The organism is Streptomyces sp. NPDC087215, assembly GCF_044744885.1.
GTDB lineage: Bacteria > Actinomycetota > Actinomycetes > Streptomycetales > Streptomycetaceae > Streptomyces.
In genome coordinates this window covers 306566-318967 of sequence record NZ_JBIUZD010000007.1, presented here as the reverse complement: position 1 = coordinate 318967, position 12402 = coordinate 306566, and the positions used below count along the sequence as shown (strand labels likewise).

4 protein-coding genes are annotated in these 12402 nt (G+C 76.3%); all 4 read right to left on the bottom strand.

Features of this window, described 5'->3' with window-relative positions; translation table 11 throughout:
- Positions 1 to 91: 91 nt before the first annotated feature.
- Positions 92 to 2800, bottom strand: a complete 2709-nt coding sequence (locus tag ACIO92_RS20835) for a hypothetical protein (protein ID WP_402282542.1) — start codon at positions 2798 to 2800, stop codon at positions 92 to 94.
- Entirely contained in the window at positions 2797 to 4992 is a 2196-nt protein-coding gene (locus ACIO92_RS20830) for a hypothetical protein (protein ID WP_402282544.1), read from the bottom strand. The genes ACIO92_RS20835 and ACIO92_RS20830 overlap by 4 nt, the downstream gene beginning before the upstream one ends.
- A 623-nt stretch (positions 4993 to 5615) precedes the next feature.
- Complete coding sequence (locus ACIO92_RS20825) at positions 5616 to 8333, bottom strand: hypothetical protein (protein WP_402282546.1); 2718 nt, start codon at positions 8331 to 8333, stop codon at positions 5616 to 5618.
- Positions 8330 to 12181, bottom strand: coding sequence for a tubulin-like doman-containing protein (locus ACIO92_RS20820; protein ID WP_402282548.1), 3852 nt, complete (start codon positions 12179 to 12181; stop codon positions 8330 to 8332). The genes ACIO92_RS20825 and ACIO92_RS20820 overlap by 4 nt, the downstream gene beginning before the upstream one ends.
- Positions 12182 to 12402 lie beyond the last annotated feature (221 nt).

Genomic DNA, 12402 nt, shown 5'->3' with positions numbered 1-12402 from the left:
GCCGAGATCAGCGGGATCGCCGACATCGAGCCGCCCAGGACCGGCCCGGCGCCGGGCGGACGGCGCCGGAGACAGCCGTCCGCCCGGATCCTCAGGGACGTCCGCGCCCGCCCCGCTCCGGGGGCCCCGCCGCCGGGCGCGGCGCCGAACGCGGCAGCCCGCACGCCTCCTTGAACAACGCCAGCCACACCGTGTCCGGCAGTCCCGGCCGCTCGCCGTCGACGATCTGCCAGAAGGTCTCGCGGGCGGACGGCTCCGGGCCCGTACGGAGCCGGGAGAGCAGTTCGGCGACCGTGCCGACGGGGGCGTCGCCGCCGCCGAGGAGGGGGCGGACGGCCCAGCGGTGCAGCTCGGCGGAGTTCGCCGCGCGCTGCTCCTCCGGGGGGTCCGAGGGGTCGGCGTCCGCGCCCGGCGGCCGGACCGCCCACAGTTCCCCGCCGATGACGATCTCGCACAGCTCCCGGCGCCGCCCGTGGTCCCAGGACGGCAGTCGGCGGGCGACCTCGGCGAGCAGGACGGTGAGCACGGCGTACACCTGCCGACGCCGCAGCGCGTCGAGCAGTTCGCGGCCCCCGCCCCGCTCGACGAGCTCACGGGCCTCGTCCACGGAGCGGGCGGCGGCCAGCTTGTGCACGAGCCCGGTCTCGACCTCCCGTTTCTGTCCCCGCCCCCGAAGCCACGCGCGCCCGGTCGTGCCGGGACCGGTCCACTGCGGCACGTTCAGGGGCAGGACGGGCCGGGGGTACGGATCACGAACGGGGGCCCCGGCCGGGGAGGGAGCGGGGTCGGGGCGCGGGGAGGGGTCGGCGGGCGGGTCGGGGGATGGGTCGGGGTCCCCGAGGGTCGGGGTGACGGTCGCGGGACCGTCGAAGGGAGGGGGCTCCGGACGTTCGTGGGGCTGGTGCGGCTCATAGGACTGTGGTGGCTGTGGTGGCTGCGAGGGCTGGTGAGGGTGTCGGGGCTGCCGGGACTTGTCGAGTACGGGCCGGGGATTCCCGGGGGACTCCGGAGGGTGGTCGTCACGGCCGGACCGTGAGGGGCGACCGGACCGCTCCGGGCGATCGGACGGGGACGGACGGCCGGGACCGGACCGTGGGTCGGGCACGAAAGGCTGGTCGGAGGAGAACGGGCGGCGGGACTCGGCAGGGCCGCCGGGCACGGACCGCGGGTCGGGTCCGGACCGTGGGTCGGGTCCGGACCGTGGGTCGGGTCCGGACGGGCGGTCCGGACGGGCCGGGAGGTCGGCCCGGGGCGGACGGCCGGGCGCCTTCGTTCCGGAGTCCGCGCGGTCCTCCGCCTCCGCCGGGCGGTTCCACGCGTCGGCGCCCGCAGGCCGTTCCGGACGGTCGGCCCCGGTGGGCGGCTGTCGGCTCTCCGGGCGCTCCGTCTCCACGCCCCGGTCCGGGTGGGACGGGCCTGTCGGGCGGTCCGGAGGCCGGGTACGGTCCCGGCGGTCCTGGCCGGGCCGGGCCGTGGGGTGATCCGGTCGGTCTGGGTGATCGAAGCGGTCGGGGCGGTCCGCACGGTCCGGGCGGTCAGAGCGGTCAGAGCGGTCCGGGGTCTTCGGCCGGGAGGGCCCGTACGCCTTATCGGGGTTCTCGGGGTTCTCGGGGTTCTCAGGGTTCTCGGGGGCGCCCGGACCGGGTGTGTCCGGGTCTCCCCCATGGCTGGGGCCCGGCGCCTCCCGTGGGGTGCCGTACGGGGACGGGGCCGGGCGGAACCACCGGTCCGGGGCGTCCCAGGGCCCCTCCAGGACGGCGGCCCCGGAAGGGTCGGCAGGGGCGTCCCAGGGTGACGTCGGGGCGCGGCGGGCGGTGTCCCGACCGGTGGTGCCGCCGCCCCGGCCCTCGTCCGGGAGGTCCCGTACGGGGCCTCCCCTCCGGGGCCCGGCGGGGCCCGGCTCCCCGGAACCGCCGTGCCGCTCCAGCACGTCGAGGGCCCGCGCGGCCGTCTCCAGGAGGGGGGCGCGGGCGGACCGGACGGCGTGGAGCGCACCCGCGACCGCGTACCCGCCGCTCTCCCCCTCCGCCACGTCCCGCAGGTGGTGGGCGACGAGGCGGGCGGCGACGGCCTCCGCCCGGTCGCCGGTCCGGTCGCGCGGGTCCACCCGGCGACGGCCGGTGTTGCCGCTCGCGGCCCCGGCCCAGCGGCCGACGAAGACGAAGCGGAGCGCGGCGACCTCGGCGGTGTCGTGGGTGGCGAAGGTCCACCAGCGTTCCGTGACCCCGCCGAACATCCCGTACAGGCCCCAGAGCACCGGGGACGCGGTGTCGCCGTGCGCGTCGAGGACGGTGAAGCGTTCATCGGGGTGGCGCAGCAACTCCGCTACGGTTCCGGTGAGTTCGCTGGGGAATCGGGCCAGTTCCCGGTCGAGTCCGTCCTGTCCCCGGCGGGCCGCCCGGCCGAGGACGGAGTCCGTGACGGACGGCAGCGCCCCCCGGACGGCCGGGTCGAGGCCGGCGCCCTCCCAGTCCCAGGAGTGGAGCCCGAGGCAGACGGCGGGTTCGAGGAGGGCGTGGGAGCCGACGAGGGCGTGGCAGAACACGGAGGTGCCGCCGTCCGCCCCGGTGAACGGGACCCGCCGGATCAGCATCACGTCGGCGCGCCGCTGGATCCGGACCAGGGCGGACCGGGTCTCCTCACCGCTGGCGCGCAGGACGGGCCCGGCGAGCCGGAAGAGGTTCTCGGCCTCCTCGCGGGAGCCGGACCAGGCGACCGGGCCGAAGCCGGTGCTGCCGGAGAGGTTCTCGCTGTCCCAGCGGAAGACGATCTGGTCGGCTTCGTTCTCCGGCCGTGTCATCGGACGTTCCCCTCTCCGGGCCCCAGGGATCCGGCGGTGTCCACCCCGGGCAGCAGCCCGCACGAGGCGAAGAGCGACAGCAGTGGCGCGAGGACCCGGCGCGGCCGGGCCCCGTGCGGGAACCGGTCGCCGCGCGCCTGCCCTCCGGTGGCGGCCACGAAGTGCAGGGTGCAGTCCGCGCAGTCGTCGAAGGGCTTGAGCCAGGCGGCGCTGGCGTGGTGGGCGAGGAAGGCGTACGCGTCCCGGCTCTCGGCGCCGACGGCGACCGGATCGTGACGGCCCGTCAGGGCGCGGCCGAGCCAGCGGTCCACGACGGGTTCGAAGCGGACCAGGTCGCTCTTGTTGACGGCGAGCGCCACCGGGGCGGCGACGAGCCCGCCGCGCTGCCGGGGGATGCGGTTGAGGACGGTGGCGAAGGCCTCGTCGCCGAGTTCGCGCCGCCGCAGACCGCTCTGTTGCCGTACGGGGTCGAGGGAGGTGAGCCGGAGCGCGCGCAGCGGGTCCAGGACGAAGACGAACGCGTCGACTCCCATGAGGAAGCGGCCGACCTCGCTGTCCTGGGCGAGGTCCTCCCCCGCCAGGTCGAAGAAGACGACGGGCCGGGGTGTGGCGCCGCCCGCCGACACGAGCAGCCCGTCGGCGAACCGGGCGAACGTCTGTTGTCCGGTGCGGCCCAATTGTCTGCCCTGCTGGAGGCTCTGCACCCGTTCCCGCAGATAGGTGCGGTGGGCCTCGGGGTTCAGCGGCCGGCATTTCAGCCCGTACGGTTCGAGCCCGCCCAGTTCGACCTCGCCGAGCATGGCGGCGAGCAGATGGGTCTTGCCGACGGAGGAACTGCCGACGAGGGCGACGGTGAGCGGCTCGCCGTTGGTGAGGTACGGCACGGGCAGTTCGTGTTCCTCGTCGCCCTGCCCGGTGTGCGGGCAGAGGTGGTACGCCTTGCGGAGGGCGTCCGCGCGGTGTCCGGGCCGCCGTTCGGCGCCGAGGTCCAGCGGGATGCGGTTGCCCTTGGCGTCGATGGTGACGAGCAGCCGTTCGTCGTAGGTGACGGGCAGCAGGCAGTGCGGGCACATGCGGCCCCTGGAGAGGGCCGCCGACAGGGGCTCGGGCGGCGGCACGAAGGCGGCGGGGCCGGTGGATCCCGCCGGACCGCCGCGCGCGTCCGGTGTGAACCTCCGTTCTCCGTGGGCCGGTCGGCCCGTGCCGCGATCCCCGTCCGGGCGCCGGTCGGCACCGGCGGGACGGGCCGGGTCACCGCCGCCGAAGATCCGCTCGAAGAGGGAGGCGCGGGGCGGGCGGGGCTCTCGGGCGGCGGCCTCGGAAGCGGCCCCGCCGTCCGGACGGCCCGCTCCGCTGAGGGCGCGTTTACGGGCGATCTGCTGGTCGTACGCGGCGCGCCAGCGGTCCAGCGGATCGGCCGCGCCGACCCCGGAGGCGAGTGGGTCGGGGACGTGGAGGAGCCTCAACAGGTCTTCGGGCCCTGGTCGTTCGGAGGCCCGGGGCGAGAAGACGCCGCTGTGTTCGAGGGCGGCGAGCCGCCGGTAGTCGGCGAGGTCCCGGGGCGGTCCCTCACCCCGGTCGGGGCGCCCGGCGAGCAGGAAGTAGGCGATCTCGGCGACGGACCACAGGTCGTCGCGGGGGTCGGCGGTCCCGTGCCCCGCGCGCTGCTCGGGCGAGGCCCAGGGAGCGGCCCCGTAGGGCTCGCGCGGCTCTCCGGCGCGCAGCGCCGCGTACGGCTCGCACAGCCGTACCCGGGTGCCGTCCCACCGTACGGTGCCGGGGGTGACCGCCCGGTGGACGAGACCGGCGTCGGCCAGCAGCCTGACGGCCGTGGCGAGTTGGCCGATGATCTGCTCCTGTTCCTCGGCGGCGAGACGGCCCGCCCAGTCGGCGAGCGGACGGCCGGACTGCGGCCGGTACAGCACGAAGGGTTCCGCCGAGGTGAGGTCGAAGCCGACGGTCCGGGTGAGGACGGCCCCGGGCCTGGCCCCGCCGTAACGCCGTTCGAGGGCGACGGCGGCGGCCACCTCGCGCTCCAGACGGCCGTACGCGTACGGGTCGGCGAGCGCCGGGGAGGCGAGCCGGTACTGGACGACGGGCTGCCCGGCGGTCCCGAGGTACGCACGGCGCGCCAGGAAGCCGGGGCGGCCCGGGGCCTGGTGGTCCTCGCCGTACCGCACGGCGAAGCGCACCGGCGCCTCGCCGTGGGTGAGGAACTCCAGCTCCTGGTAGTACGGGTGGGGTGGCGGGGTCGGCGCCCGGAGGTGGTCCGGGTCCTCCGGTCCCAGGGACCGGCCGGGGTCGGCGGCCCCCCGGCCCGCCTCGGCCGGGAACTCCGGCCCGTCTCCGGGCGCCCCGGCACCGCCCGGACCTCCGGGAGGTCCGGGCGGGCCGGGGAAGGCGGGTCCGGGCGGGCCGTACGGATCGTCCGAGCGGCCCGAACTCTCGTTGTGGGCGTGACTGTTCGGATGGACTGGACCGCTCGGGTACGCCGGGCCGCCGGTCGGGCGGGCGGGGCCGTCGGCGCGGGGCGGTCCGGTCTGATGTCCTGGGCCGTCCGGGAACGCCGTCTCGGCCGGACGGCCCGTACCGCCCGGGGGAACGGCGTCGCCCGGAAGGCCGGAGCCGGGGCCGGTCGGGCGGTGCGGGCGCCCGGGTGGGGGGAGGGACCGGTCCGCGGGACGCCAGATCTTCGGGCGGTTCGGTTCCGGGCGCCCCCGGCCCGCCGGGTCGTGCGGATCCCACGGTTCGTTCGGGTCCCACGGTTCGTGCGGGTCCGTGGGGTCGTTCCCCTGGTTCGGACGGTTCGGGTCGGTCACTGGTCTTCCGCCTCCTCGGCGCGGACGGTGTGCACGACGTCCGCGCGGAGCGGGACGAGACGGAGGATTCCCGCGTGGCGTCCCGCGTCGGTCCAGACGACGTCCTCGGGAGTGCCCCGCCAGATGTCGTCGCCCGCCGCCCCGCGCCGCATGGCCTCCGGTACGAACCGGACCTGCCGGGCGGCGAGCGGGTCGTGCGAGAGCAGCCGCAGGTGCTCCGGCCCGCAGAGCGTGACCGTGAGCCCGGGGTCGTCCCCGGCGAGGAGCAGCCGGGCCACCGCGTCGGGGGCGACCCCGCTGAGCCGGGCGGCGTCGGGCCGGTCGGCGGGGGCGGCGGTGAGCCCGGTGGGGCCCTCGGGGTCGCGCGGCCCGTCGGGGCGGGGCGGTGGCGAGGCGGCCACGTCCCGCTCCAGGCGCAGCCTGGCGTCGTCCAGGAGTTCCGTGAGCCGCTGCTCGTGGACCGGGGAGGCGGGGGCGCCGGGGTCGCGCTCGACGCCCGCCCAGCAGCGGTCGAGGATCAGGAGGGTACCGGCGACCAGGTCGCCGACGAGGGTGTCGACGAGGAGCGGGCCGCCGTCCCCGTGCCGCCGTTCCAGCCAGGCGGGCGCGGGCAGCGCCGAGGGCCCCCCGTAGGGGGCCTCGGGGTCCCGGGCGAAGGATTCCGGGGTGGCGGTGGACCTGCCGGAAGACCCGTAGGGGTCCCGGTCCTCGCGGTCCCCGTAGGGGCTCCCGTACGGGTCGTTCCGGTCCCCGTAGGGGCTCCTGTGCGGGTCGTCCCCGTTCCCGTAGGTGTCCCCGTACGGATCCCCGTAGCGGTCGTCCTCCATGTCCCCGAACGAATCCCCGAACGCGTCCCCGAACGAGTCCCCGTGAGGGTCGTACGGACCCCCGTACGCGTTCCCGTACGTGTCTCCGTGCGGGTCCCGGGGACGGGAGGTGCCGGAGGACCGGGCCGACCGCGGCGGGAGGCTCTCGCCCCGCTCGCCCCACTCGCCGCCGTCCCGGTCCTCCCGGCTCCGGGCCGCCGCACGGAAGCGGGCGCCCGGCGGGACGGCGGTGCCGGGTCCGTGCGCGTCGGCGGTGTCCGCGAGGTCCCCGAGCAGCCGGGACACCGCGCCCGCGCCCGCCGAGCAGTGGTGGCGCACCTCGGCGAAGAGCCAGTCGTGCACGGCGGTCGTGACGACGAGGTTCCGGACCTCCCCGAGGACGCGCCAGGCCTCCTCGGGGTCCGCCCGCGCCCACCAGTCGTCCACGCCCCGGGTCCAGTCCCGCAGCGCGAGGAGGACGACGGCCGTGAGGGACACGGCGAGCGCCAGGGCCCCCGCCCAGGGCGGCGGGCCGAGGAACAGTCCGAGGCCCGCCCCGGCCAGGCCGCCGAGGAGACCGCCGAGCAGCCGGGGGGCGGCGCCGGTCGACCCGCCGCCGTCGGTCCGGCCGTCCGGCGACCGGTTGGGCCTGCGCCGCAGCGCCAGCCGGGCGAGTCCGGCGGCGACGACGCCGACGGCCGGTCCGAGGACCCAGCCGAGGACCGGCCACACTCCCGCAAGCAGGGCGAGGAGTCCGGTGACCGCGAAGGCCGCGGGACGCGGCCCCCCGGCCGTGAAGGCGTACCGGCCGTCGAGGCGGCGCAGCCGCTCGGGGCCGCAGAGCGCGTCGAGCCGGGTGAGCCGGGCGGCGCTGCCGACGGGCGCGGTGCGCGCGGACAGCGCGGAGAGCCTGGCCGCGACCGAACGCAGGGGGAGGCCCCGGCCGATCAGTTCGTGGGTGTGGTCGCGCAGGGCCGGGACGATCCCGGCGCGGGTGATCTCCCGTGGCATCTCCGGGAGTTCGACGCCCCGGTCCCGGAGGACGGCCCGGTGCTCGACGGTGGGGCGGCTGCCGCCCGCGGCGCCGAACGCGTCCGCGACGACGGCCCGGACCCGGCCCAGTTCCCGTACCACCCGCTCGATGTCCCCGGGCAGATCGACGTCCGCACCCGCCCGGGTGAGGAGTCCGGCGGCGCCCCGGACCCGCTGGTGTCCGTCGGCGGCGACGGCGACGGCCTCCTCGCAGGCGGCGAGCGCGGCCCCGGTCATGCCCCCGGGCGGCAGCCACTGGTGACCGGCCAGGGAGCGCGGCACGCCCTCGTCGAGGAGCAGCGCCAGCGCGCCGGGCACCCGCTCGGCGGCGGACGCGCCCACGGGCACCTCCTGGCCGACGAGCCCTTCGACCGCCTGCCGCCAGGCCCGCTCCCGTGCCTCGTCGGTGAGGTCGTGCTCCAGGACGCGCACGGCGGGCACGGCGACCCCGTGCACGACCTCGCCGAGCGCGCGCAGGACCGCGTCGAAGACCTCGGGGGTGGCCAGGACGTCGACGAGCGGGCGCAGTACGGCGTCGCCGGGCACGTCGTCCTCGACCCCGTCGAACAGCCAGAGGACGCCTGCGGCGGGCGGGCGCAGGGTGAGGGTGCGGCGGACGGTCCGCTCGTTCCGTTCGCCGACCGCGAGGCAGACGACGCGGGCGGGGCCGTACGAGGAGAGGCGCTCGTAGAGCCGCTGGTGGGCGACGAGCCGGTCGGCGGTGTCGAGCACGAGGAAGCGGCGTTCGCCACCGGGCCGTTGGGCGTCGAGGGCGGCCCGGACGGTGTCGTCGGGGTCGTGCGCCGCCACCGTCCGCAGGTCCAGGCAGACGGCGTGCCCCGGGAGGGGCCGTTCGGGGAGGACGCGCGGGCTCATTCGGCCTCCTTCCCCGGGTCGCGGCGGGGCGCCCTCCGGCCGTCCCGCCCGGCCCCGCCGTCACCACGGGGACCGGGGCCGGAGCCGCGCGCGGGGCCGGGCCCGGGGTGACGGCCGGGGTCACGACCCGGATCACGGCCGGGCCGATGGCCGGGTTCGCGGCCGGTCTCCCGTCCGGGACCGGGGTCCCTCACGGGGTCGCGTCCGGGGTCGCGGTCCTCGAACGGATCGTCGTACGGATCGTCGAACGGGTCGTCGTACGGGGTCCCGTACGGGTTTCCCTGACGGTTGCTGTCCCGGTGCTCGTCCCGGCCGCCGTCCCGGTGCCCGTTCGGGTGTCCGTTCCGCTGTTCGCCCCGGTCTCCGGCCCGGTCTCCGCGCCGATTTCCCTCCCGATGCCCGTCCTGGTGTCCGTCCTGGTGTCCGTGCGGCTCCCCGTACGGGTTCTCGTACGGCTCGTCGTCGTACGGGAAGGGGTCCGGCTCGGCGTCGAACTCCCACTCGCCGTCGTGGACGGACCGGTGTCGGCGCGTCCGTCCAGCGGGTCCGGGGCCCCGAGTGTCCCTGTCCCCGTAGGGGACTCGGGGGTCAGGGCCGGGGCCGTCGCCGGTCCCGTAGGGGCCCCGCTCGTCGTTCCCGTACGGGGCACGGGACCGGCCCTCGCTCCCGTACCCGCCCCGCTCCCCCGTGCCCTGCGGGCGGGCGCCCCGGCCGGGTGCCGGGCGGGGGGTGTGCCGGTCGTACAGGGCGCCCAGGCTCGACTTGGTCGCGCGGGCCGCCTTCGGGAAGCGCATGGCCAGGGCGCCGGGGTAGGTGACGGACCAGAAGTGGCGCAGCGGGGCGAGCCATTCGCTGTCCGCCGCGCCGAACTCCTCGACCAGCCCGTCGATGAGGTCGAGCTGGCGCGGGGCGACCTCTTCCACGAACCGCGCGAAGAGCGGCGACGGCGGCACCGGCACCTGCGCGAGCCCCTTCGGCAGGGCCTGCATGAGGCGTTCGCAGAACTGCTCGATGATCTGCCCCTCGTCGAGCAGCGCCCAGCGCTCGTACGCGCGCAGCAGCCCGGCCCAGCTGGAGAGGGAGCCGTCGAAGTCCTCAAGGCGCAGCGACATGGTCGCGGACTCGCCGTCCTGGAGCCGGATGCGCACCCGGTGGGGCGAGTCCGCCGGGCCCTCGGTGTCGATGTGCCCGTTCCACATCGCGCAGAGCAGCCGGTGCAGGATGCGCTGCCGGTCGTGTTCGGTGGAGACCAGCCAGTCGTCCTGGTAGCCGAGCCGCTGGCGCCAGTGCAGGAAGTCGTCCTCGCCGCCCGCGTCGCGCGCCTCGGACCAGACGCTGAGGACACTGCGGACCTCGGAGATGTCGGTGAGGTTCATGCCGCTGCGGAAGAAGACGACGGTGATGGAGTCGGTGTCGCCCGCGCGGCTCTCCGGGGTGACCCGGGCGGGCAGGTTGAGTTCCTGTTCGAGGAAGTCGCGGGCCCGGCCGTCGGCCTCGCTCGCCGGGTGCACGATGAGGATCTTCAGCGGCCCGCTGCCGTCGGGGACGAAGCCCACCGGGATCAGTCCGGCGAGCCGGGCGCGGAACTGGTCGAGCCAGCGCGGATCGACCTTGGCCTCGGCGGACTCGTCGCCGGACGCGGCCCGCAGGAGCAGTTCCATGGAGGGCAGCAGGGGGCGGGCGAAGACGTCGTCGTTGGCCTCGCCGAAGAGACGTTTGACCCGGCGCTCGACGACCTGCTTGATCTCCTTCACGGCCGCCCCGGCGGACCGCCGGACGGTGTCGAGGGCCCGCCGCCAGTCGTCGGGGCCGACGAGCCTGCCGAGGATCGCGGCCGGGTCGGCGGTCTCCGGCAGGCCCAGGCTCTCGGCGAGCCGGTCCACGACGTCGTCGTAGAAGGCGCGCAGGGTGTTCTGCGGGGGCAGCAGGTAGGCGATGCCCGCGCGGTCGTCGCGGTAGAGGTCGCGGCGGCGTTCGGCGAAGGACTTCGCCTCGTCGTTCTCGTGCGCGCGCAGCGCCTTGGCGAGTTCGGCGACCTCGACGGTGACCCGGTTGAGGGAGGGCCGCCACTGGGCCTCGCCCGCCTGCCAGCCCCGGTGCCAGAGGGTGCGGGCCCGCCACTGGTACCAGGCTTCCTGGGCGGCGAGCGCGTCCTGGACGTCGGGATCGCTCCACCGGGCCGGTACGACTCCGCCGACGCTGCCCCGGACGGCGGGGATGGGAGGCGCGAAGGCCCCTACATCCGGGGGCCGTTCGGGTTCGTTGCGCCGGTTGTCGAGCATTCCGGTGAAGCCCTCCCTGGCCACCCGGTCGGGGTGGCCGGGCAGTCCGGCGAGGACCACCTCGACCTGGAACGGGTCCATCTGGCCGAGGAGTTCACGGACCCCGGCGCTGGGCCGGAAGTCCTCGGTGAGGCGGGGCACCTCGCGGGCGAGACCGCTGTCGAGGCGGCGCAGGGCCTCCTCCATGTCCCCGAGCCGGTTCCGGAGTTCCTGGGTGATCCGGTTGCGGCCCCGGGGCAGTTGCTCCGGAGCGGGCACGTCGGGAGCCTCACGGCTCCAGAGGCGGCCGACGCCGGAGCGGGTGAACAGGTCCCGCACGTGGTTCTGGCCCTCCCGGTCGGGCCGTCCGGCACGCTCGGCCATGCCGCTCACGGCCTGGGCGAGGAGGCGGGCGGCGACGATCTCGGCGAGGTCGTCGACGGGCACGGTCAGGGAGGCGGCGAGGCTGGTCGACATGCCCCGGTAGCCGATGCCCGTGCGGGCGGGCGTCGAGCGTTCGACGCTCTTGTTGATGAAGCTGGCGGCGAAGGACTGGTAGTCCTCGTCGGCGCGGGTGGCCGAACCGCTGTCGTCGCCGATGTCGGTGCCGATCAGCGACATCACCATGGCGGCGATGGAACGGCGCAGGTCCTCGCTGCCGATGACGGCGGGCTTGGAGAACAGGAACGCGGTCTGCATGGTGGCGGGGCGCAGCGCGACGACTCCGTCGCCGGGATAGGTGACGCTCAGTCTGCCCCGGTCCTCGACGTCGCCGACCTGGTCGAGGGCGTCGGGCACGTTCTGGTCGTCGACGAGCCGCGAGAGGTCCACGAGGGCGCGGGCCGAGTTGAGTTCGGCCTCGCGTCCGCCGCCCGCCTCGGGCGGGAAGGCGGACGGCATGACGACGAGCGGGTAGATCTTCACCCCGGGGACCCGGGCGTTGCGGAACTCGTGGCCGATGAGGTGGATGAAGTCGTAGAAGATCCCGGCGCCGGTTCCTCCGGCGACGGAGAAGGCGACGAAGACGTCACAGCCCCTGATCCGGCCGCCGCCGACCCGCCGGAGGTCCCCGGCGGCCTGGCCGATGGCGCCGATGGCCTCGCGGAGCTGGCGGAGGACGGGTTCGAGGCCGGAGCGCAGGGTCGCGAAGAGGGCGGCTCGGCCGACGGTCGGGAGCTGGCCCGCGCCCGCGTTGAGCGGGGCGACGCGCGGCTGGCGGGCCTGCGGCGGCAGCCACAGCCGGGTCTCCTCGGGGAGGGAGACCCGCAGCATCCGGGTCACGTCGGGCGAGGTCTCCAGGTCGGTGGGGAGCAGGTCGCGGACCATGCGGGAGGTGCGGGCGAAGGCGGCGCCCTCGGCGCCCTTGGCGCGGAACTGCGGCTGGTTGAGCAGTTCGCCCTCGCTGAAGTCGGCGTAGACGAACTGGAGGCAGTCGGGCAGCTGGAAGGGCAGGCGACGGCCGCCGTCGACCAGGTCGGTGCCGTCGGGGCCGCACAGCTCCCGGCGCAGACCGCGCTCCAGTTCGCTGCCGATGCGTCCGCCGGTGCCGCCGAGCCCGACGAACAGCATCGGCTGATAGATCTTCATGTCCTTCTCCTCGCTGCCCCGTTCAGAGCTCACGCGTTCGGGGCCGACCGGTGGGCGGTCGGCCCGGTTTCCGGAACCGGCCGGCACGGGGAACCGGCCGGCACTCGGGGCCGGTCCGTTCCCGGGACGGGACGGACCGGCGACGGGACGAGCCGTCCGGGGGCGACCGGTCCGGAATCGGTCGGCTTCGGGGCCGGTCGCCCGGGTCGGTCCCGAAGCCG